Here is a 20,756-nt window from a genome sequence, read left to right as displayed (position 1 = left end):
GGTTGACCGGCTGCCATGAACTACCGGCACGCCTTCCACGCGGGCAACCACGCCGACGTGCTCAAGCACCTCGTGCTGACCCGCGTGCTCGCCCACCTCGCCCTCAAGGACAAGCCGTTCCGGGCGCTCGACGCCTTCGCCGGGCTCGGGGTCTACGACCTCGACGCCGACGAGGCCCGGCGCACCGGCGAGTGGCTGGAGGGCTGGGGCCGGCTCAGTGCTCCGTTCGACCCGGCCGTCGAGGCGGTGCTCGCCCCCTACCGCGCGGCGGTGGCGGCCGTGCAGGCCCGCGCGGGATCGGAGCGGATCTATCCCGGCTCGCCGGCCCTGATCCGCGAGGCGCTGCGGCCGGGGGACCGGGGCGTGTTCGTGGAACTGCACCCGGCCGACGCAGAGGTGCTCAGGGGGCATTTCGCGCGCGACCGCCGGGTGAAGGTGATGCAGCTCGACGGCTGGACCGCGGTGAACGCCCAGATGCCGCCGCAGGAGCGGCGCGGGCTCGTGCTGATCGACCCGCCCTACGAGGTGCCGGGCGAGGTCGGGCGGCTCGGCACCGCCCTGGCCCGGGCGGTCGCCAAGTGGCCGACGGGGATCTTCCTCGCGTGGTACCCGATCAAAGACATGGCGGCGATCGACCGGATGGCGGCCGATCTCGGCGCCGGCCTCGACCGCCCGGCCCTGCGCCTCGACCTGCTGATCGACCGGCCGGACGACCCGACCCGGCTGAACGGCAGCGGATTGATCGTCGTCAATCCGCCCTGGCGGCTGGAGGCGGAGATGCTGGCGGTCCTGCCGGCGCTCGCCGGGCGGCTGGCCCGGGGCGGGTTCGGCGGCTTCCGCTGCGATCCGCTCGGCGCGCCGCCGACCTGAGTCGGCGCCGGTCCGAGTCCGCGCAAGCGCCGCTCGCGCGGATGGGCGGCGCGGCGAGCCGTCAGGTCGAAGCCGCATGCGCCGCGGTGAGACCCGCGACGACGGTCGTTCCCCAGTCTTCGGCGCCGGCCCGGGATGTGTTTGTGGCGCGAATGCCACAACAGTTTACGAGCGGCGGTGAGACGCGCAACTCTGCCCATAATGTGTGCAAGTGCTGATTCTTTGATTTTGTGTCATTCGACGAGCGATGTCAGCTTGGCCGTGGATAGTCCGAACCGAGCTGCGAGATCATGCCGAAGCGTTCCACCCTGGCCGGTCTGGCGACCGCGCTGCTCACCTCCACCAGCGTGCTCGCGGCCGACATGGCCCCCGCCCCTGCCCCAGTCCCGGTCGAGCCGTGCAAGGCGACGCTGCTCGGCCCGACCTTCGGCGGCGTGATCAAGGCCAACCCGAACCCGACCTGCTTCTCGGCCGGCCCGCTCGGCGACATCTACGTCGGCGGCGCGATCTCGGGCTACGCCTACACCCAGACCAACCCGTTCCCGCAGAACTTCCTCGTGCCCCCGGGCGACGCCCCGGACCGGGCCGCGCGGGTCGACTTCACCAACGTCCACGGCATCATCCAGAAGCCGGAGGGCGCGTTCCAGTTCTACGTCCAGGCCGGCGCCTACTCGATCCCGCAGCTCGGCTTCCCGATCTTCGGCACGCTCAACCAGACCGACCTCCTGTTCGGCCCGGTCCCGGTCGCCTTCGGCAAGATCCAGATCAACGACAACTGGTCGATCCAGGGCGGCCGGATGTTCACCCTGATCGGCACCGAGCTGCTGTTCACCTACCAGAACCTGAACATCAACCGCGGCCTGCTGTTCGTGCAGGAGAACTTCATCAACCAGGGCGTCCAGCTCAACTGGGCGGACGGGCCGTGGGCGGTCTCGGTGGCCGGCACCGACGGCTTCTTCTCCAACCAGATCTCGTGGTTCACCGGCGCGGTCACCTACAAGCTCGACGACTTCAACACGATCGGCATCAACGGCGGCCTCAACCTCGACCGCACCAACGCCCTCGACCGCAGCCTGCGCTACCAGTACGCGACGCCGAACCTCCAGCAGAACTCGGGCATCCTCAGCGTCAACTACACCTACTCGAACGGCCCGTGGATCATCCAGCCGTACTTCCAGTTCACCAACGTCGAGCGCGACCCGCGGGTGGGCATCCTCACCGGCGCCTCGACCTACGGCGGCGCGCTGCTCGCGGCCTACAGCTTCAACGAGAACTTCGCCCTGGCCGGACGCGTCGAGTACATCGAGCAGACGGGCGTGCGCGGCTCGGGCACCACCAACCTGCTGGGCTTCGGCGCGGGCAGCAACGCGTTCTCGGTCACCGTGACGCCGACCTTCACCTTCGATCGCTACTTCCTGCGGCTCGAATACGCCCACGTCGAACTCGGCGGCATCACCCGCGGCAACATCGCCGAGGGCACCCTCGGCACCGGCTTCGGCCGCACCGGCAACCGCACCACGCAGGACCGGTACATGATCGAGACGGGCATCACCTTCTGAGGCCCGCGCCGCCCCCCGGGGCGGCACCGCACGGACCGAGCCGTCCGGGATCGCGCGATCCCGGACGGCTTTTTTCTGGGTCCGGGCCGGCGTTCTGGCCCGGGATCAGCCCTGTCCGCCGCCTGCTTCAAGCCGCAGCACCCGGCGCCCGGGGCGGTGGCCGTCCTCGCCGGTGTCGCGGAAGCCGAGCTTGCGCAGCAGGCCCCAGGAGGCGACGTTGCCGGGGCGGCACTCGGCCACCACCGCGCGCGCCGGGAAGCGGCGCGCGAGCAGCGCGAGGAGGGCGGACACCGCCTCGAAGGCGAGGCCCCGCCCCCGCGCCGCGCCGCCGATCCAGGTGCCGATCTCGATCGTGCCCGGCCCGCGCAGGTGGGCGCCGACCACCCCGACGAGCGCCGGCGCACCCGCTTCACGTGTCCAGATCCCGAGGAAGCGGTCCTGCGCGCGGGCGCCGCCGCGGATCAGGTCGTGCGCGTCCTGGAGGGTGAACGGCGCGGGCAGGAAATCGACCGCTCCGGTGATCGCCGGGTCGTCGGTCAGGCGGCGCAGGGCGTCGGCGTCCCCGGGCGCCAGCCCCCGGATCGACAGGCGCGCGGTCGCGAGCGGCGGCAGGTCGGCGAGGCTGTCGCGGGGGGCGCGGCCGAACAACATCCCGCGGATGTGGGGTCGCCCCCGGCCCCGGGAAGGCACGAAGCCCGCGCGGCGGGACGCCTCGGTGCACCGCGGCGGCCGGGGCGTCGAAGCGGTTCCCGGCCATCCGCGTCGGCGCGGCCCCGTGGGGGCGCCGGTCCGCGCGCGAACGTGGTGAACGGGAACGGTTGCTTAACCTGAATCCGGCTTCATTCGGGCATCGGGTTGCGTTGGGCAGACGGGTGCGTCGATGCGGGTGCGCGGAGCTGGGCGGGGGTTGCGGACGCTGTCGCGGTTCGCCCTCATCGGGATCATCGGCGGGGGCGCGGCCGCCTGCTCCTCGGACGCCTCGCGTCTGAGCAACCCGTTCTCGAATCCGTTCTCGTCGGAGCCGGCCGCCACCGGCAGCCTGCCGGACGACGGCCTCAAGCCGGCGCCCGCGATCCGCACCGGCAGGATCCAGTCCGAGGCGCTGCCCGCCCCCGGCGCGCCGACCCGGTCGGCGGCCGTCGCGACCCCGGCCGCGGCCCCGGTCACGACGCCCGCCGCCGCGACGCGCACGGCCGCCACCGGCGCGCCTGGCTGGAGCGCGCAGGGCGGCACCACCATCACCGTCTCGCAGAACGACAGCCTGAACCAGATGTCGACCCGCTTCGGCGTGCCGGCCTCGGCGATCCTCTCGGCCAACGGCCTCTCCAGCGCCAATCAGATCACCCCCGGGCGCCAGCTCGTGATCCCGGTCTACAACGCCTCCGGCATGAACCCCGCCGCCGGCCCGATGACGGCCCGGCCCGCCCGCGCCGCCGAGGAACGGCGCGAGGATGCCAAGGCGGTCGACGCCCGGACGGAAGCCAAGCGCGAGGCCGCCCGCAAGGAGGCCGCCGCCAAGGAGGCCAAGGAGACCGCCGCCCGCGAGGCCGCCCAGAAGCTCGCCGAGGCCAAGGCCGCCAAGGAAGCTGCCCTCAAGGAGGCCGCCCTCAAGGAGGCCGACAAGAAGCGCCACGTCCGGCCCGGCCAGACCGCCAAGGCGGACGAGAAGGGCAAGCCCGAGAAGCGGACGGCCGAGGCGAAGACGGACAAGGCGAACCCGAAGGCCGACCCCAAGGTCGAGGCGAAGGCCCGGGCCGCCGCCGAGGCCAAGGAAGCGGCTAAGGAAGCGGCCAAGGAGGCTGCCAAATCCGCCGCGAAGGCCGAGGCCGCCCAGAAGCTCGCCGAGGCCAAGGCCGCCAAGGAGGCGGCCAAGGACGCGGCCAAGCAGGCCGCCGCCGCGGAGAAGGCCAAGCCCGCACCGGTCAAGGAAGCGGCCCGGGAGCCCGTGAAGGAGGCGAAGGCCGAGCCCGCCCCGGCCGCGCAGGCCGCCTCGGAGAGCTTCCGCTGGCCGGCCAAGGGCCGGGTGATCACCGGCTACGGCACGTCCGGCAACGAGGGCATCAACATCGCCGTGCCCGAGGGCACGCCGGTCAAGGCCGCCGAGGAGGGCACGGTCGCCTACGCGGGTTCCGACGTGAAGGGCTACGGCAAGCTGGTGCTGGTGCGCCACGCCAACGGCTACGTCTCGGCCTACGCCCACAACGGCGAGATCGACGTGAAGCCCGGCGAGAAGGTGAAGCGCGGCCAGACGATCGCCAAGTCCGGCGCCTCGGGCAACGTGACCTCGCCGCAGCTCCACTTCGAGATCCGCAAGGGCGGCGCGCCGGTCGATCCGATGTCCCAACTCGCCAGCAACTGAGCGTTTCGGAGGTTCTCCGGTTCCTGAGCGGCGGCCCCCTGCGGGCCGCCGTTTCGCGTTCGGGGGCGGAGCCGCCGTCCCGGCCGGCGCCCTCAGCGGATCTGCGTGCTGAAGTTCGGCTGCGGCTTCAGCCGCCCGCCCTCGCTGACCTTGGCCACTGCCGCGGGCAGGAATTCCGCCAGCGAGACCGGCACGCGCCCGGGGGGCAGGCTGAGGTCGTCGGCGAGGCGCGCGGTCACCGCCTCCGGCAGGCAGGCGGCGATCACGGCGGCCGGCACCGACCGGCCGGTGTCGCCGCCGAGCCACGCGTCGACCGCCTCGCCCTGCCCCTCGGCGCGCAGCCGGTCGAGGAAGGCCGGCAGGCCGTCGGGGTAGAATTTGGCGAAGGCCATCGCGAGCTTGCCGCTGCCGGCGCGGGCGACCGCCCGCTCGGTCGCCGCCGCCACGTCCCCGAACGCGCTCCGCGCTCCGTCCATCAGCCCCATCGTCCGCCGCTCCCGTCACAGGTCCCAAGCCGAGCGCGGAAGATCGTGCGGGGACGCCCGGCGGCAAGCGCGCGCGACGCGATCGCACGGGCGGAATGATCGTGTAGGGTCGATCCCCCCACGGGAGCCGCCTCCATGAAACGCGTCCGCGCCGGCGTCCTCGACGTCGCCTATGCCGAGATCGGGCCGCCGGACGGGCCGCCCGCGGTGCTCCTGCACGGCTTTCCCTACGCCGCGCACGCCTGCGCGGCGGCGGGCGAGATCCTAGCGGGCGCGGGCGTGCGCTGCCTGATCCCATCCTTGCGCGGCTACGGCGCGACGCGGTTTCGCGATGCGGCGACCCCGCGCTCGGGCGAGCAGGCGGCGCTGGGGGCGGACCTGCTGGCCTTCCTCGACGCCCTCGGGATCGAGCGGGCAGTGCTCGCCGGCTACGACTGGGGCGGGCGCGCGGCCTGCGTCGTCGCCGCCCTCTGGCCGGAGCGCGCGGCGGGGCTCGTGACCTGCGGCAGCGGCTACAACATCCACGACGTCGCCCGGTCCGGCCGGCCCGCCGCGCCGGAGGCCGAGTGTCGGCTGTGGTACCAGTACTACTTCCAGTCCGAGCGGGGCCGCGCCGGCCTGACCGCGGACCGGGCCGGGATCGCCCGGCTGCTGTGGCGGCAATGGTCGCCGAACTGGGCCTTCGACGCGCAAACCTTCGCGGCGAGCGCCGCCGCCTTCGACAACCCGGACTTCGTCGACGTGGTGATCCACTCCTACCGGGTCCGCTACGGCCTCGTCCCGGGGGATCCCGCCTACGCGCAGATCGAGGCGCGGCTGGCGCCGCAGCCGCGGATCGGCGTGCCGACGGTCGTGCTCGAAGGGGGCGACGGCGGCGTCTTCCCGCCGCAATCCGAGCGCGGCGACGCCGAGCGGTTCACGGGCCCTTACGCGTATCGCCGCCTGCCGGGGATCGGCCACAACGTGCCGCAGGAGGCGCCCGAGGCCTTCGCCGAGGCGGTGCGGTCGCTGGTCTGACCGCGTCGGCTGGCGCTTCGGGGCGACCCGCCGCAACCGGCTGCCGTTGCTTTCGGGAAGCCCCTGGCTATAGTCCGCGCGCTTTTCGACGGGCCCCGCGCATGAGGCGGGCGGCCCGCGCCGCAATCGCAGGAGATGAGACGTTGATCACCCCCGCCTTCGCGCAAGGGGCCGGCGCGGCCGCCGGCGGTGCGGAGATCGCCTTCCAGGTGATCCCCTTCGTCCTGATCTTCGTGATCATGTACTTCCTGATCCTGCGGCCGCAGCAGAGGCGGGTCAAGGAGCACCAGGCGCTGATCAAGGGCGTGCGCCGCGACGATACGGTCGTCACCAACGGCGGCCTCGTCGGGCGGGTGGTGAAGGCGGCCGACGACGCCGCCGAGATCGAGGTCGAGATCGCCCCGAACGTCCGGGTCAAGGTCGTGCGCTCCATGATCTCCGAGGTCCGCGCCAAGGGCGGCCCGGCCAAGGCGGCGTGAGCCGGCGTCCCTCAGACATCCGTTGAAGGGGTCGGCTCAAAGGGCCGGCCTGAAAGAGAAAAAGACGGTCGATGCTGCGCTTCTCTCGTGCGAAGATCATCGCGACGCTGGGCGTGATCCTGATCGGCCTCGGGCTCGCCGTGCCGAGCTTCTTCTCGCCGGAGCAGCGCAAGGGCTTCGTCGCGGCGCTGCCGTCCTGGTTCCCGGCCTGGATCGTGCCGACCCGGGCGATCGTGCTGGGTCTCGACCTCCAGGGCGGCTCCCAGCTCCTGCTGGAAGTCGACCAGAACGAGCTGATCGCCTCCCAGGCCAAGGCCCTGCGCGACGACGTGCGCCGCGCGCTCCAGCAGGAGAACGTCCGGGCCGACGGCGGCATCAGCCTGCTCCCGCGCGGCGTGCAGGTGAAGATCGCCGACGACGCGGCGCGGGCCAAGGTGATGCCCAAGCTGCGCGAGCTCAGCCAGCCGATCTCCAGCCCGCTGGTCGGACAGACCGGCGCGCGCACCGTCGACGTGACCGAGCAGCCCGGCGGCGTGATCCGCCTGACGCTCACCGATGCCGGCATCACCGACCGCACGCGGCGCGCGGTGAGCCAGGGCATCGAGGTCATCCGCCGCCGCCTCGACTCGACCGGCACCACGGAGCCGTCGATCCAGCAGCAGGGCGCGGACCGCATCCTGATCCAGGTGCCGGGCGAGCAGAACCCCGAGCGGCTGGAGAAGCTGCTGGGCTCCACCGCCAAGCTCGAGTTCCGGATGCTCGCCGACAGCCCTTCGGGCGACGTCGACATGCTGCCCTCGAAGGACGAGAAGGGCGCCAAGGTGCCGGTGGAGCGCCGCGTCATGGCCGACGGCGGCGAATTGACCGACGCGCAGCCGGCCTTCGACCAGCAGACGCGCGAGCCGATGGTGAGCTTCAAGTTCAACCTGCGCGGCGCGCAACGCTTCGGGCAGGCGACCTCGGAGAACGTCGGCCGGCGCATGGCGATCGTCCTCGACAACGAGGTGGTCTCCGCCCCAGTCATCCGCTCGGCGATCACCGGCGGCTCGGGCCAGATCACCGGCAATTTCACGGTCCAGCAGGCCAACGACCTCGCGGTGCTGCTGCGCGCCGGCGCGCTGCCCGCGAAGTTCACGGTGGTCGAGCGCCGGGTCGTCGGGCCGGGCCTCGGGCGCGACTCGATCGAGGCCGGCAAGCTCGCGACCCTCGTCGCGGCGGGCCTCGTCGTGACCTTCATGTTCGCCACCTACGGGACCTTCGGCTTCATCGCCAACATCGCCCTGATCGTCCACGTCGGGCTGATCCTCGGCCTGATGTCGGTGCTGGAGGCGACGATGACGCTGCCCGGCATCGCCGGCATCGTGCTCACCATCGGCACCGCGGTCGATTCGAACGTGCTGATCTACGAGCGCATGCGCGAGGAGAGCCGCGCCGGCCGCTCGCTGGTCTCGGCGCTCCAGGCCGGCTTCGACCGGGCGTTCGCGACGATCATCGACTCGAACTCGACCATGGCGATCGCCGCGCTGATCCTGTTCTTCCTGGGCTCCGGCCCGGTGAAGGGCTTCGCGGTGGTGTTCATCCTCGGCATCCTGACGACCGTCATCACCGCGGTGACGCTGACCCGGATGATGATCGCCGTGTGGTACAAGACGTTCCGGCCCAAGGCCCTGCCCTTCTGAGGCCCCGCCGCTCCGAGCGCCCCTCTCGGGCGACGACCGCCTCCCGACCGTAAGGTCCGAAAACAATGCGCCTGCTCCGTCTCTGGCCCGACGAATCGCACTTCGACTTCATGCGGTTCCGGCGGATCACCTTCCCGCTCTCGGCGGTGCTGTCGGTCGTCACGGTGGTGCTGTTCCTCACCATCGGGCTGAACTTCGGCATCGACTTCAAGGGCGGCACCCTCGTCGAGCTCCAGGCGAAGTCCGGCACCGCCGACGTCGCCACGATCCGCCACACCGCGGCCGGCTTCGGCTTCGGCGAGCCGGAGGTGCAGGAACTCGGCAACCAGGGCACCGTGCTGGTGCGCCTGCCGCTCCAGCCCGGCGAGCAGGGGCAGACGGCGGTGATGAACAAGGCGCACGCCGCCTTCGACAAGGATTACGACTTCCGCCGCACCGAGACGGTCGGCCCCCGCGTCTCCGGCGAGCTGGTGCAGTCGGGCACGCTGGGCGTCGTGCTCTCCGTGGTCGCGGTGCTGCTCTACCTGTGGTTCCGGTTCGAGCGCGAGCTGGCCCTCGGCGCCATCGTCGGCACCCTGCACGACATCGTGCTCACGGTCGGCGTGTTCATCATCACCCGCATCGAGTTCAACATGACCTCGATCGCCGCGATCCTCACCATCGTCGGCTACTCGCTCAACGAGACGGTGGTGGTGTTCGACCGGACCCGCGAGCTGATGCGCCGCTACAAGACGATCCCGACGGTCGAACTCCTCAACCTGTCGATCAACTCGACCATGTCGCGCACGGTGATGACCTCGATCTCGTCCGGGCTGTCGCTGCTGGCGCTGGTGCTGTTCGGCGGCGAGGCGATCAACGGCTTCGCCGTGGTGATGCTGTGCGGCGTCGTGATCTGCACCTACTCGGCGATCTTCGTCTCGACACCGGTGTTGATCTATCTCGGGCTGATGCTGTCCGGGGCGCGGGCGGCGGCCGAGCGCTCCGGCGTGCCCCAGCCGGCGGAGTAGTCTTTTGGGGTTCGTCGTGGATGTAGCGTCGGACGGCACCCGGATCGGCGCGCGATGAGCGATCCCGCCGCCCTCCCCGATCCCGGCTTCGTCCCGGGCCGGCACATCATCGACACCTACGGCAACGGCGGTTTCCGCTTCGCCGGGATGTCGCACCGCGGCTCGATCCTGCTGCTGCCCTCGGGGGTGCGCGCCTGGGTGCCGACGGCGCCGGGGGAGATCGACCGGGGCGCCCTGCGCCCGATCCAGGCCGAGGCCGCCGACATCGAATTGCTGCTCGTCGGCACGGGGCTCGAGATCGCGGCGATCGACCCGGCGCTGCGCGGCTGGCTTAAGAACTTCGGCGTCGGCCTCGACGTGATGCAGACGGGGGCGGCGGCGCGCACCTACAACATCCTCGTGGCGGAGAACCGCAAGGTCGCCGCCGCCCTGATCGCGGTGGCCTGATGGCCGAGGGCCGGACCGAGAAGGCCGACGCGCCCGCCACGGGGCTGGCCTTCGCGCAGGGCCATTGCGAGGCGCTGGTGCGGGAGGGCGACCCCGACCGCTACCTCGCCACCCTTTTCGCCCCGGCCGCGGCCCGGCCGCACCTGTTCGCCCTCTACGCCTTCAGCCTCACGGTCGCCCGGGTTCGCGAGGCCGCCTCGAACCCGATGGCCGGCGAGATCCGCCTGCAATGGTGGCGCGACGCCCTCCAGGGCGAGGCCCGCGGCGACGTGCGCGCCAACCCGGTCGCGGCGGCGCTGCAGGAGACGATCCGGGCCAACCGCCTCACCCGCCAGCCGTTCGTCGACCTGATCGACGCCCGGGTCTTCGACCTCTACGAGGATCCGATGCCGCGGGTGAGCGATCTGGAGGGTTATTGCGGCGAGACCGCCTCGGCCCTGTTCCGGCTGGCGAGCCTCGTCATCGGCGGCGGCTCCGAGCCGGGCGGCGCCGCGGCGGCCGGCCACGCGGGCGTGGCCTACGGCATCACCGGGCTGCTGCGCGCCCTGCCCTGGCACGCCCGCGCCGGCCAAGTCTACCTGCCCGCCGACGTGCTCGCCCCGCACGGTGTCACCCGCGAGGACATCGTCACCGGCCGCGGCGGGCCCGGCCTGCGCGGCGCCTGCGCCGACCTGCGCGCCCTCGCCCGGCGGCATCTGGCCGCCTACGAGGCGGCGCGGCCGACGATCGCCCCGGCGGCGCGCACCGCCTTCCTGCCGGTGGCCCTCGTCGAGCCCTACCTCGCGGTGATGGAGCGCGGGGCCTACGACCCGCTCAACAGCGCGGTCGAGCTGCCGCGCTGGCGCCGGCTGTGGCGCCTGTGGCGCGCCGCGCGGCGCACCGGCTGAGCGGGTCGTCGGCCCCGCACCCGTCCCCGGGATCGGTGCCGTCGCATCGGCCTCCCGAACCGCGTCGCCGAGGCGGCGGGCGGTGACGCAGACCCGGTCGCCCCACCCGGGCGATCGCCACCGCCTCGGCCGGCGCGCCCGGCAGATTGCGACGCCCATGGCTATCGATCACGTCGATCTCGCCCGCCTCGACCTCAACCTGCTCGTCGCCCTCGACGCGCTCTTGGAGGAGCGCAGCGTCACCCGCGCGGCGGCCCGGGTCGGGGTCGGCCAGCCGGCGATGAGCGCCAGCCTCGCCCGCCTGCGCCGGCTGTTCGACGACGAGCTGCTCACCCGCGCCCCCGACGGCATGCGCCCGACCCCGCGGGCGCTGGCGCTGGCCGAGCCGCTGCGGGGGGCGCTCCGGCAGGTCCAGGCCCTGGTCCACCGGGAGGAGCGGTTCGACCCGGCCACCGTCGCCCGGACCTTCACGGTCAGCCTGCCGGACAGCGTCGAGGTGCTGCTCGGCCCGCGCCTGATCGCCTATCTGCGCGCCCACGCCCCTGGGGTGCGCCTGCTGCTGCGCTCGGTCGACGCCGCCCGCATCCTGGAGGAACTCGACGCCGACCGGGTCGACCTCGCGCTCGGCTTCTTCACGGAGGGGCAGGCCCACCACAAGCGCCGGCTGCTCTACCGGGACAGCTACGTGGTGCTGTTCAACGCCGGGCTCGTCGGGCTCGACGCGCCGATCGGGCTCGACGACTACCTGCGCTTCCCGCACGTGCTGACCTCGCTGCGCGAGACCGCGCACGGGGTGGTCGACGACGCCCTGGCCCGGCTCGGCCGGACGCGGACACTGGCGGTGACGACGCCGCGCTTCCTCGTGGTGCCGTTCCTCGTGCGGGCGGCGCCGGTGATCGCCACGATGCACGCGCGGCTGGCCACCGCCTTCGCCAGCGCGCTGGGCCTCAGCGTCAGCCCGGTGCCGGTGGACCTCGATCCCGTGGCGGTGACGATGCTCTGGCACGCCTCCTACGACCGCGACCCCGCCCACCGCTGGCTGCGCGACCTGCTGGTCCGGCTGGCGGGCGAGGCGCCGGATTTCGGGGTGCTCTGACCGGATCCCCGCGCCGGTCGGCGGGCGCGGTCGCCGCCCCGGCGCGCTCGCGAGAATGTGCAGTCGCCATTCGGATCCGGCCTCGGGATGCGTCGCCCGCCCGCCGCCGCTCTCGCCGGCCGGCCCACGGCCGGTGAGAGCGGCGGCGCTCTGTGACAATCCGGCCCGCGCGGCCCTTGACCGGATCGCGGCCGGAGGAATCTAACCGCCCTGAAATCCGGGAGGCGCCGCGTCTTCCCACCCCGCCGCGCGGATCGCTTCCGCGGGGCGCACGGTGGGTCGGATGGCGGTGCGCGCGCCTCTGTGCAGTTCCCGCACCGTCATCAGGGACCCGACATGCCCAAAGGATCAGATCTTCTCGTCGCAGCGCTGGAGAACGAGGGCGTCGACCGCATCTTCGGCATCCCCGGCGAGGAGAACCTCGACGTCGTCGAGTCCCTGCGCACCTCGAAGATCGAGCTGGTGCTCACCCGCCACGAGCAGGCGGCGAGCTTCATGGCCGCCACCCACGGCCGGCTGACCGGCCGTCCCGGCGTCTGCCTCTCGACGCTCGGCCCGGGCGCGCTGAACTTCTCGACCGGCGCGGCCTACGCGCATCTCGGCGCCATGCCGATGATCATCATCACCGGCCAAAAGGGCATCCTCTCCTCCCGGCAGGCCAAGTTCCAGATCGTCGACGTGATCGGCTCGATGCGGCCGATCACCAAGATGGCCCGCCAGATCGTCTCGGCCTCCTCGATCCCCACCATCGTGCGCGACGCCTTCCGCGTCGCTACCGAGGAGCGGCCCGGCCCGGTGCTGCTGGAGCTGCCCGAGGACATCGCCTCGGAGGAGGCGGACGCGGGTCTCGTGCCCCCGCACCCGATCGACATCCCGGTCGCCCATCCGAAGGCGATCGAGCGCGCCGCCGCGATGATCCTCAAGGCCGAGCGCCCGCTGATCATGCTGGGCGCCGCCGCCAGCCGGCCCCGGGCCACGGGCGAGCTCGGCGGCTTCGTCCAGCGCACCGGCATCCCGTTCTTCACCACCCAGATGGGCAAGGGCACGGTGGCCGGCGGCACCAACCTCTACATGGGCACGGCGGCGCTCTCCGAGCGCGACTACGTCCACGAGGCGATCGACCGGGCGGACGTGATCATCGCCATCGGCCACGACACGATCGAGAAGCCGCCGTTCTTCATGGGCCAGAAGGGCCAGAAGGTCGTCCACATCGGCTACATGCCGGCCAACGTCGAGGAGGTGTACTACCCCGACGCCGAGGTGGTGGGCGACCTCGGCCCGACCCTGAAGCTGCTGGCCGACCAGCTCGACGGCAAGCTCAAGAACGCCGACGCGCTGCTCTCCTTGCGCGACCACATCCTCAGCCACATCACCGACCGGGCCGGCGAGGACCGCTTCCCGGTCACGCCGCAGCGTCTGGTGCGCGACGTGCGCCGGGTCATCCCCGAGGACGGGATCGTGTGCCTCGACAACGGGATGTACAAGATCTGGTTCGCGCGGAACTACCGCACCTACGTCGCCAACACGCTGCTGCTCGACAACGCGCTCGCCACGATGGGCGCGGGGCTGCCGTCCGCGATGATGGCGGCGATGCTCTACCCGAAGCGGCGCGTCATGGCGGTGTGCGGCGACGGCGGGTTCATGATGAACTCGCAGGAGCTGGAGACCGCGGTGCGGCTGGGGCTCAACCTCGTCGTGGTGGTGCTGGACGACTCGGCCTACGGGATGATCCGCTGGAAGCAGGCGGTGGACGCGTTCCAGGATTACGGGATGACGTTCAAGAACCCGGACTTCGTGAAGTACGCCGAGTCCTACGGGGCGACCGGCCACCGGATCGAGTCGGTCGACAGCCTCGTGCCGACGCTGGACAAGGCGTTCTCGGCCGGCGGCGTCCACCTCGTGGCGGTGCCGATCGACTACTCCGAGAACACCCGCGTGCTGGTCGACGAGCTGCGCGCCAAGGTGAAGGACTTCGAGCCGGCCGAGTGAGGTTTCGGGCCGCCGCGGGCGCCAGACCCGCGGCGGCCTCCCATCCGTCGCTCGATCCGTCGCCGCATGCCGGACCGGCGGGCGCCCCGGCCGGACGTTTGAGGACAGCCGCATGAACCCGTTCACCTTCCAGACCACGCCCAACGTCCTGTTCGAGGCCGGCGCCGCCAAGAAGCTGCCCGACATCGTCGCCGGCTTCGGCGCCAAGCGTGTCCTCCTCGTCACCGACAAGGGCGTGCGCGCCGCCGGCCTGACGCAGTCCGCCGAAGCGGCGCTCGCCGCCGCGGGCGTGACCATCGACGTGTACGAGGACGTGGTCGCCGACCCGCCCTCCACCGTGATCGAGGCCGCCGCCGCCCGCGCGCGGGAGCTCGGCACAGATCTCGTCCTGTCGATCGGCGGCGGCTCGGCGCTCGATACCGCCAAGCTCGTCGCCTACCTCGCCAAGTCCGACGACAAGCTCGACGACATCTACGGCGTCGGGCTCGCCAAGGGCGACCGGCTGCCGCTGATCCTGGTGCCGACCACCGCCGGCACCGGCTCGGAGGTGACGCCGATCTCGATCGTCACCACGCCGACCACCGAGAAGAAGGGCGTGGTGGCCCCCCGCCTGCTGCCGGACTGGGCGGTGCTCGACCCCGAGCTGACGCTGGGCCTGCCCGCCCCGGTCACCGCGGCCACCGGCATCGACGCGATGGTCCACGCCATCGAGGCGTTCACCAGCAAGCACAAGAAGAACCCGATCTCGGACCAGCTCGCCAAGCAGGCGCTGGCGCTGCTCTCGGCCAACATCCGCACGGCCTGCTCGGACGGCCGGAACGTCGAGGCGCGCTCCGGCATGCTGCTCGGCTCGATGCTCGCCGGCATGGCCTTCGCCAACGCCCCGGTGGCGGCCGTGCACGCGCTGGCCTACCCCGTGGGCGCGATCTTCCACGTGCCGCACGGGCTGTCGAACGCCCTGGTGCTGATGGGGGTGATGCGGTTCAACCTCAGCCACGCCGAGGATCTCTACGCCGAACTCGCGCCGATCCTCGACCCCGAGGCCGCGGGCCGGCCCGTGCCGGAGGCCGCGGCCCAGTTCGTCGAGGCGCTGGCGGCGATCTGCCGGGACTGCGAGGTGCCGGCCTCGCTGTCGGAGGTGGGCGTCAAGTCCTCCGATCTCGAGCGGATGGCGGGGGACGCGATGAAGCAGACCCGGCTCCTCGTGAACAACCCGCGCGAGGTCACCTACGACGACGCCTACGCGATCTACACCGAGGCGCTCGGGCAAGCGCGCCCGGCGGCCTGACGCAGCGGAGTCGGCCGCAGGCCCCGACACGGGTGAGGGAGGCGCCGGGATGGATCAGTTCGACGCGTTCAAGCAGATGGGCGAGTTCTGGGCCCGGGCCGGCACCGCCTTCTTCGATCCCGCCGGGATCAGCCGGGCGATGGCGCCGGGGCAGGCCGGATCTCCCTGGCCCGGACTGCCCACGGCCGATTTCGCGAAGCTCGCCGAGGCGCAGACCGCGCTGGCGCAGTCCTGGGCCTCGGCGACCGCCCTGTCCCAGACGCTGACCAGCGCCCTGCGCGGCGGCCGCGACGCCCCCGACCCGACCGCGGGGGCGGTGCTCGCCCGGATCTTCGACCCGCAGGCGTGGCTCGGCGGCACCGCCGAGTTCGACGCCGCCCTCAACCGGATGGCCGAGGGGCCGCAGCTCGCCGACCTGTGGCAGGCCGAGCGCCGCTACGGCGCCCTGTTCACCGCCTGGACGGCCCTGCGCCGCGCCCAGGCCGGGCATCAGGCGGTGATGCTCGACGCCTGGACCCGGGCTGCGGGGACCTTCGCCCGCGACACCAACGAGCGGTCGGCGCGCGGCGAGAGCTTCGCCTCGGCCCGCGAGATGATGCAGGCCTGGATCGAGACCGCCAACACGGTGCTCCTGGAGGTCCAGCGCTCGGACGCGTTCCTGGCCTCGCAGCGCGACGTGCTCAAGGCCTCCACCGACCTCCGGCTCGCCCAGCAGGAGGTCGCCGCCTTCGCGAGCGAGCTCTACGGCCAGCCGACCCGGGCCGAACTCGACGACGTGCACAAGAGCCTGACGGACCTGCGCCGCGAGGTCCGCGCCCTGCGCCGGGCGAACCGCGCGGCGAAGGCACGGGCGAACGGCGGACATCGGGAGGACGCGCATGGCTGACGGGACACGCAAGGGCGCCGCGCCGCTCGCCCTCACCCCCGCCGAGATGCTGGCCGAGGCCGGGACGCTCGGGCGCCGGATGGCGGACGGCGCCAAGCTGTTCTCGGACGTGCGCGACGAGGACGTGCAGATCGCCACCACCCCGAAGGACCTCGTCTGGAGCCAGGACAAGGTCAGCCTCTACCGCTACCGGCCACTCGCCGAGTCCAAGGGCCTGCCGCCGGTGCTGATCGTCTACGGGCTGATCGGCCGCTACACGATGGCGGACCTCCAGGAGGATCGCTCGCTGGTGCGCAACCTCCTGAACGCCGGCCTCGACCTCTACGTGGTCGACTGGGGCAACCCGAGCCGCGCCGACCGCTACGTGACGATCGACGACTACGTCGACGGCTACCTCGCCGAGTGCGTCGCGTTCATCCAGGAGCGGGCCGAGCGGGACAAGGTCAACCTGCTCGGCATCTGCGAGGGCGGGGTGTTCACCACCTGCTACAGCGCCCTCTACCCCGAGACGGTCAACGCGATGGTGCTGACCATCACGCCGATCGACTTCCACGCCGACCAGACGGAGAACCGGGCCGGGCACGGCTTCATCAACATCTGGATGCGCTCGCTCAGCCCCGAGGACGTGGACCGTCTGATCGAGGCGCAGGGGTCGCTGCCCGGCGCGTTCATGGGCTCGGTGTTCTCGATGATGACGCCGATGCGCACCATGACGAAGTACAACCTCGACCTGCTCGACGCGCTGGATGACAAGAAGAAATTCCTGAACTTCCTCCGCATGGAGAAGTGGATCGCCGACCGGCCGGACCATCCCGGCGAGGCGGCCAAGCAGTGGCTGAAGGACCTCTACCAGGACAACAAGCTTGTCGACAGCGCGTTCGAGCTGGGCGGCCGCCGGGTCGAATTGAAGAACATCACCTGCCCGGTGCTGAACGTGTTCGCCAAGGACGACCACATCATCCCGCCCGCGACCTCGCAGGCGCTCCGGGGCAAGGTCGGCACCGGGGACTACACGGAACTCGGCCTGCCGGGGGGGCACGTCGGCGTGTTCGTCGGCGGCAAGGCGCAGAAGCTGCTCGGCAGCGGCATCAGTGACTGGATCGCCGCGCGTGGCTGATCCCTCGGCCGAGTCTTCGGCCGATCCGACATCCGACCCGCCGGCCGGCTCCCCGGCCGGATCCTCCGACCGCAAGACGATCGAGAACCGCGTGATGTCGGGCCTCAAGAACAAGATCGTGAGCGCCGACGAGGCGGCGGCGATCGTTCAGGACGGCGACATGGTCGCGGTCTCCGGCTTCGTCGGCATCGGCACGCCCGACGAGCTGATCCTGGCGCTCGCCCGCCGCTTCGAGGGCAGCGGCAGCCCGCGCGACCTCGGGCTGATGTTCGCCGCCGCCCCCGGCGACGGCAAGGAGCGGGGTCTCAATCGCCTCGCCAAGCCCGGTCTCGTGCGCCGGGTGGTCGGCGGCCACTGGGCGCTGGTCCCGAAGCTCGGGCAGATGGCGCTCGCCGGCGAGATCGAGGCCTACAACCTGCCGCTCGGCGTCGTCAGCCACCTCTACCGCGACATCGCCGCCAAGACCCCGGGCCACATCACCAAGGTCGGCCTGCACACCTTCGTCGACCCGCGTCAGGGCGGCGGCAAGCTCAGCCCGATCACCACGGAGGATCTGGTCAGCCTGATCGAGCTGAACGGCGAGCCGTGGCTGCACTACAAGGCGTTCCCGGTGAACGTCGCGCTCATCCGCGGCACCACCGCGGACCCGGCCGGCAACATCACCATGGAGCGCGAGGCGCTGACGCTCGACAACCTCGCCGCGGCGATGGCGGCGAAGAATTCGGGCGGCTTCGTCATCGCCCAGGTCGAGCGCATCGCCGAGTCCGGCTCGCTGGCGCCGCGCGAGGTGCAGGTGCCGGGGGTGCTGGTCGACTGCGTGGTGCTGAGCCAGCCCGAGAACCACCGCCAGACCTACGCGACGCCTTACAACCACGCCTTCACCGGGCGCCAGCGGGTGCCGCTCGACCGGATCGCGCCGCTGCCGCTGGACGCGCGCAAGGTCATCGCCCGGCGCTGCGCCTTCGAGCTGCCGCCCGGCGGCGTGGTCAACCTCGGCATCGGCATGCCGGAGGGGGTGGCCGCGGTGGCGGCGGAGGAGCGGGTGCTGAAGTACCTGACGCTCACCGCCGAGCCGGGGGTGATCGGCGGCCTGCCGCAGGGCGGGCTGGATTTCGGCGCGGCGCTGAACCCGGCCGCAGTGCTGCACCAGAACCAGCAGTTCGACTTCTACGACGGCGGCGGCCTCGACATCGCGGTGCTCGGCCTCGCGCAGGCGGACGCGCGGGGCAACGTCAACGTCAGCCGGTTCGGCAAGCGGCTCGCCGGGGCGGGCGGCTTCATCAACATCTCGCAGAACGCCAAGCGCCTCGTCTTCGCCGGCACCTTCACCGCGGACGGGCTCGACGTGGCGGTCGAGGACGGCGGGCTCCGCATCGTCCGCGAGGGCAAATCGAAAAAATTCATCGCGGCGGTGGAGCAGATCACCTTCTCGGGCGACTACGCCGCCGAGCGCGGCCAGCCGGTGCTGTACGTGACCGAGCGCTGCGTCCTGCGCCGCACCCGGGCCGGGATGGAGCTGGTCGAGGTCGCGCCGGGGATCGACGTGGAACGCGACATCCTCGCCCAGATGGACTTCGCGCCGATCGTGAACGACCCAGGCCCGATGGACCCGCGGCTGTTCCGCGACGCGGTGATGGGGCTGGAGCCGTGGCTGCTCGGCATGAGCCTGGCCGAGCGGATCTCCTACGATCCCGAGCGCAACACGCTGTTCGGCAACTTCGAGAGCTTCCAGGTCCGCACGATCGAGGATGTCGAGCTGGTCCGGCGCGAATTCGAGCGCACCTGCCAGGAGATCGGCCGCAAGGTTCACCTGATCGTCAACTACGACGGCTTCGAACTTGATCCGGCGGTGTCGGATGCGTATTTCTCGACCATCGCCTATCTGGAAAGCCGCTACTACGCCACGGCCTCGCGGTACACGACGAGCGCCTTCATGCGGTTGAAGCTGGGTGTATCCCTGCAGTCGCGCGATCTCGCACCGCACGTGTACGAGACCCGCGCCGAGGCGCAAGCCCGCAACACGGCACAGAGCGTGCCCCTGAGGCGGCCTGCGCCGCCGAAGGAACCGTTGGATGCCTGACACGGCCCTGTCGCTCAAGAACCCGAAGCTCCTGGTCGAGGCCTGCCTGATCGGCGGGGACTGGACCAAGGCCGGCTCGGGGAGCATCGCGGTCACCAACCCGGCCACCGGCGCCGAGATCGCCCGGGTGCCGAACGCGGGCGCCGAGGAGACCCGCCGGGCGGTCGCCGCCGCCCACGCCGCCTACCCGGGCTGGCGCGCCAAGACCGCCAACGAGCGGGCGATGCTGCTGCGCAAGCTCGCCGCGATCATCACCGAGAACCAGGAGGATCTGGCCCAGATCCTCACCGCCGAGCAGGGCAAGTCGCTGACCGAGGCCCGCGGCGAGGTCGGCATGTCGGCCGCCTACGTGCTGTGGTTCGCCGAAGAGGCGCGGCGCGTCTACGGCGACACCATCCCCTCCCCCTGGGCGGACCGGAAGATCCTCGTCACCAAGGAGCCGGTGGGGGTGGTGGGCGCGATCACGCCCTGGAACTTCCCCTCCTCCATGCTCGCCCGCAAGATCGCGCCCGCGCTCGCGGCCGGCTGCACGGTGGTGGCCAAGCCTGCCTCGCAGACCCCGCTCTCGGGCCTCGTCTGGGGCGTGCTGTGCGAGATGGCCGGCATCCCGGACGGGGTGGTGAACGTGGTCACCGGCTCGGCCCGGGCCATCGGCGGCGAGCTGACCTCCAACCCGCTCGTCAAGAAGATCACGTTCACCGGCTCGACCGAGGTTGGCAAGGTGCTCCTGGAGCAGGCGGCCGGCACCGTGAAGAAGGTGTCGATGGAACTCGGCGGCAACGCGCCGTTCATCGTGTTCGACGACGCCGACCTCGACCGGGCGGTGGCCGGCGCGATGCTCGCCAAGTACCGCAACTCGGGCCAGACCTGCATCTGCACCAACCGCTTCCTCGTGCAAGAAGGGATCTACGAGGCGTTCGCGGAGCGGATGGCCGAGGCGGCCAAGGGCTTGAAGGTCGGCAACGGGCTCGAAGACGGGGTGATGCAGGGCCCGCTCATCGACATGGCGGCGGTGGAGAAGACCGAGGAGCACATCCGCGACGCGGTGGCCAAGGGCGGCCGGGTGATCGCCGGCGGCGGCCGGCACCGGCTCGGCGGCCAGTTCTTCGAGCCGACGGTGATCACCGGCGCCACGCCCGAGATGGCGGTGGCCCGGGAGGAGACCTTCGGGCCGCTGGCGCCGCTGTTCAAGTTCCGCGACGAGGCCGAGGCCGTGCGGATGGCCAACGCCACGGAGTACGGGCTCGCCTGCTACGTCTACACCCGCGACCTCGGCCGGACCTTCCGGGTCTCGGAGGCGCTGGAATACGGCATGGTCGGCGTCAACGAGGGGATCATCACCACCGAGGTGGCGCCCTTCGGCGGCGTGAAGGAATCGGGGCTCGGCCGCGAGGGCTCCTACCAGGGCATCGAGGACTACCTGAACACCAAGTACCTCTGCATCGGCGGCCTCGGCGCCTGAGGGCTCACGTCTCGTCCCTCCCCCTCTGCGGGGGAGGGTGGCCAAGAAG

General features: G+C 71.8%; 18 protein-coding genes. 16 read left to right on the top strand and 2 right to left on the bottom strand.

What is annotated here, in order from left to right; genetic code table 11:
* The first annotated feature begins 15 nt into the window (after positions 1–15).
* Together Q8W71_RS14650 and Q8W71_RS14645 are read left to right on the top strand one after the other, a co-directional pair.
* A complete protein-coding gene (locus Q8W71_RS14650) occupies positions 16–870 on the top strand; it encodes a 23S rRNA (adenine(2030)-N(6))-methyltransferase RlmJ (protein ID WP_305526117.1) in 855 nt (284 codons plus the stop codon).
* Positions 871–1,160: 290 nt separating this feature from the next.
* Positions 1,161–2,429, top strand: a complete 1,269-nt coding sequence (locus Q8W71_RS14645) for a porin (protein WP_305526116.1) — start codon at positions 1,161–1,163, stop codon at positions 2,427–2,429.
* A gap of 105 nt (positions 2,430–2,534) precedes the next feature.
* Here the strand turns inward: Q8W71_RS14645 and Q8W71_RS14640 are convergent, their stop codons facing one another.
* Positions 2,535–3,080: a GNAT family N-acetyltransferase gene (locus Q8W71_RS14640; RefSeq protein ID WP_305526115.1), complete on the bottom strand. Its 546-nt coding sequence runs from the start codon at positions 3,078–3,080 to the stop codon at positions 2,535–2,537.
* Between the two features lie 229 nt (positions 3,081–3,309).
* Between Q8W71_RS14640 and Q8W71_RS14635 the strand changes: the two genes are divergently transcribed.
* Positions 3,310–4,788 carry a peptidoglycan DD-metalloendopeptidase family protein gene (locus Q8W71_RS14635; RefSeq protein WP_305526114.1) on the top strand — a complete coding sequence of 493 codons (1,479 nt, stop codon included), beginning with the start codon at positions 3,310–3,312 and terminating at the stop codon, positions 4,786–4,788.
* Between the two features lie 92 nt (positions 4,789–4,880).
* On the opposite strand, the gene Q8W71_RS14630 is transcribed toward Q8W71_RS14635, so the two are convergent.
* Positions 4,881–5,264 carry a YidB family protein gene (locus tag Q8W71_RS14630; protein ID WP_305526113.1) on the bottom strand — a complete coding sequence of 128 codons (384 nt, stop codon included), beginning with the start codon at positions 5,262–5,264 and terminating at the stop codon, positions 4,881–4,883.
* Between the two features lie 144 nt (positions 5,265–5,408).
* Between Q8W71_RS14630 and Q8W71_RS14625 the strand changes: the two genes are divergently transcribed.
* From Q8W71_RS14625 to Q8W71_RS14565, 13 genes are all read left to right on the top strand, one after another.
* Positions 5,409–6,290 carry an alpha/beta fold hydrolase gene (locus Q8W71_RS14625; protein ID WP_305526112.1) on the top strand — a complete coding sequence of 294 codons (882 nt, stop codon included), beginning with the start codon at positions 5,409–5,411 and terminating at the stop codon, positions 6,288–6,290.
* A 143-nt stretch (positions 6,291–6,433) separates the two neighbouring features.
* Positions 6,434–6,769 carry a preprotein translocase subunit YajC gene (yajC, locus tag Q8W71_RS14620; protein WP_305526111.1) on the top strand — a complete coding sequence of 112 codons (336 nt, stop codon included), beginning with the start codon at positions 6,434–6,436 and terminating at the stop codon, positions 6,767–6,769.
* Positions 6,770–6,840: 71 nt separating this feature from the next.
* The gene (gene secD / locus Q8W71_RS14615; protein ID WP_305526110.1) at positions 6,841–8,448 is read left to right on the top strand and encodes a protein translocase subunit SecD; all 1,608 of its coding nucleotides are present in this window, start codon (positions 6,841–6,843) and stop codon (positions 8,446–8,448) included.
* Between the two features lie 65 nt (positions 8,449–8,513).
* Entirely contained in the window at positions 8,514–9,455 is a 942-nt protein-coding gene (secF, locus tag Q8W71_RS14610; RefSeq protein WP_305526109.1) for a protein translocase subunit SecF, read from the top strand.
* A gap of 54 nt (positions 9,456–9,509) precedes the next feature.
* Positions 9,510–9,902, top strand: a complete 393-nt coding sequence (locus Q8W71_RS14605; RefSeq protein WP_305526108.1) for an Mth938-like domain-containing protein — start codon at positions 9,510–9,512, stop codon at positions 9,900–9,902.
* Positions 9,902–10,789 carry a phytoene/squalene synthase family protein gene (locus Q8W71_RS14600; RefSeq protein WP_305526107.1) on the top strand — a complete coding sequence of 296 codons (888 nt, stop codon included), beginning with the start codon at positions 9,902–9,904 and terminating at the stop codon, positions 10,787–10,789. Before Q8W71_RS14605 ends, Q8W71_RS14600 begins: the two co-directional genes overlap by 1 nt.
* A 157-nt stretch (positions 10,790–10,946) precedes the next feature.
* The gene (locus Q8W71_RS14595) at positions 10,947–11,885 is read left to right on the top strand and encodes a LysR family transcriptional regulator (RefSeq protein ID WP_305526106.1); all 939 of its coding nucleotides are present in this window, start codon (positions 10,947–10,949) and stop codon (positions 11,883–11,885) included.
* Positions 11,886–12,221: 336 nt separating this feature from the next.
* A complete protein-coding gene (locus Q8W71_RS14590; protein ID WP_305526105.1) occupies positions 12,222–13,874 on the top strand; it encodes an acetolactate synthase large subunit in 1,653 nt (550 codons plus the stop codon).
* Between the two features lie 112 nt (positions 13,875–13,986).
* Positions 13,987–15,162 carry an iron-containing alcohol dehydrogenase gene (locus tag Q8W71_RS14585; protein ID WP_305526104.1) on the top strand — a complete coding sequence of 392 codons (1,176 nt, stop codon included), beginning with the start codon at positions 13,987–13,989 and terminating at the stop codon, positions 15,160–15,162.
* Between the two features lie 49 nt (positions 15,163–15,211).
* Positions 15,212–16,048, top strand: coding sequence for a poly(R)-hydroxyalkanoic acid synthase subunit PhaE (locus tag Q8W71_RS14580; RefSeq protein ID WP_305526103.1), 837 nt, complete (start codon positions 15,212–15,214; stop codon positions 16,046–16,048).
* The gene (phaC, locus tag Q8W71_RS14575; RefSeq protein ID WP_305526102.1) at positions 16,041–17,165 is read left to right on the top strand and encodes a class III poly(R)-hydroxyalkanoic acid synthase subunit PhaC; all 1,125 of its coding nucleotides are present in this window, start codon (positions 16,041–16,043) and stop codon (positions 17,163–17,165) included. The genes Q8W71_RS14580 and phaC overlap by 8 nt, the downstream gene beginning before the upstream one ends.
* Before the next feature lie 94 nt (positions 17,166–17,259).
* Entirely contained in the window at positions 17,260–19,245 is a 1,986-nt protein-coding gene (locus tag Q8W71_RS14570) for an acyl CoA:acetate/3-ketoacid CoA transferase (RefSeq protein ID WP_305526132.1), read from the top strand.
* Complete coding sequence (locus tag Q8W71_RS14565) at positions 19,238–20,707, top strand: NAD-dependent succinate-semialdehyde dehydrogenase (RefSeq protein WP_305526101.1); 1,470 nt, start codon at positions 19,238–19,240, stop codon at positions 20,705–20,707. The genes Q8W71_RS14570 and Q8W71_RS14565 overlap by 8 nt, the downstream gene beginning before the upstream one ends.
* Positions 20,708–20,756 lie beyond the last annotated feature (49 nt).

This window comes from Methylobacterium amylolyticum, from assembly GCF_030700245.1.
Classification (GTDB): Bacteria; Pseudomonadota; Alphaproteobacteria; order Rhizobiales; family Beijerinckiaceae; genus Methylobacterium.
The sequence above is the reverse complement of the archived record's forward strand: the minus strand, read 5'-3'. Positions and strand labels throughout refer to the sequence as shown.

Bases quoted from the DNA above. Each gene is read 5' to 3' on its own strand.
- phaC (WP_305526102.1), top strand. From the start codon at position 16,041: ATGGCTGACGGGACACGCAAGGGCGCCGCGCCGCTCGCCCTCACCCCC.
- Q8W71_RS14580 (WP_305526103.1), top strand. From the start codon at position 15,212: ATGGATCAGTTCGACGCGTTCAAGCAGATGGGCGAGTTCTGGGCCCGG.
- secD (WP_305526110.1), top strand. From the start codon at position 6,841: ATGCTGCGCTTCTCTCGTGCGAAGATCATCGCGACGCTGGGCGTGATC.
- Q8W71_RS14645 (WP_305526116.1), top strand. From the start codon at position 1,161: ATGCCGAAGCGTTCCACCCTGGCCGGTCTGGCGACCGCGCTGCTCACC.
- Q8W71_RS14640 (WP_305526115.1), bottom strand. From the start codon at position 3,080: ATGTTGTTCGGCCGCGCCCCCCGCGACAGCCTCGCCGACCTGCCGCCG.
- Q8W71_RS14585 (WP_305526104.1), top strand. From the start codon at position 13,987: ATGAACCCGTTCACCTTCCAGACCACGCCCAACGTCCTGTTCGAGGCC.
- Q8W71_RS14605 (WP_305526108.1), top strand. From the start codon at position 9,510: ATGAGCGATCCCGCCGCCCTCCCCGATCCCGGCTTCGTCCCGGGCCGG.
- Q8W71_RS14565 (WP_305526101.1), top strand. From the start codon at position 19,238: ATGCCTGACACGGCCCTGTCGCTCAAGAACCCGAAGCTCCTGGTCGAG.
- Q8W71_RS14590 (WP_305526105.1), top strand. From the start codon at position 12,222: ATGCCCAAAGGATCAGATCTTCTCGTCGCAGCGCTGGAGAACGAGGGC.
- secF (WP_305526109.1), top strand. From the start codon at position 8,514: ATGCGCCTGCTCCGTCTCTGGCCCGACGAATCGCACTTCGACTTCATG.
- Q8W71_RS14570 (WP_305526132.1), top strand. From the start codon at position 17,260: ATGTCGGGCCTCAAGAACAAGATCGTGAGCGCCGACGAGGCGGCGGCG.
- Q8W71_RS14595 (WP_305526106.1), top strand. From the start codon at position 10,947: ATGGCTATCGATCACGTCGATCTCGCCCGCCTCGACCTCAACCTGCTC.
- Q8W71_RS14630 (WP_305526113.1), bottom strand. From the start codon at position 5,264: ATGGACGGAGCGCGGAGCGCGTTCGGGGACGTGGCGGCGGCGACCGAG.
- Q8W71_RS14625 (WP_305526112.1), top strand. From the start codon at position 5,409: ATGAAACGCGTCCGCGCCGGCGTCCTCGACGTCGCCTATGCCGAGATC.
- Q8W71_RS14600 (WP_305526107.1), top strand. From the start codon at position 9,902: ATGGCCGAGGGCCGGACCGAGAAGGCCGACGCGCCCGCCACGGGGCTG.
- Q8W71_RS14635 (WP_305526114.1), top strand. From the start codon at position 3,310: ATGCGGGTGCGCGGAGCTGGGCGGGGGTTGCGGACGCTGTCGCGGTTC.
- Q8W71_RS14650 (WP_305526117.1), top strand. From the start codon at position 16: ATGAACTACCGGCACGCCTTCCACGCGGGCAACCACGCCGACGTGCTC.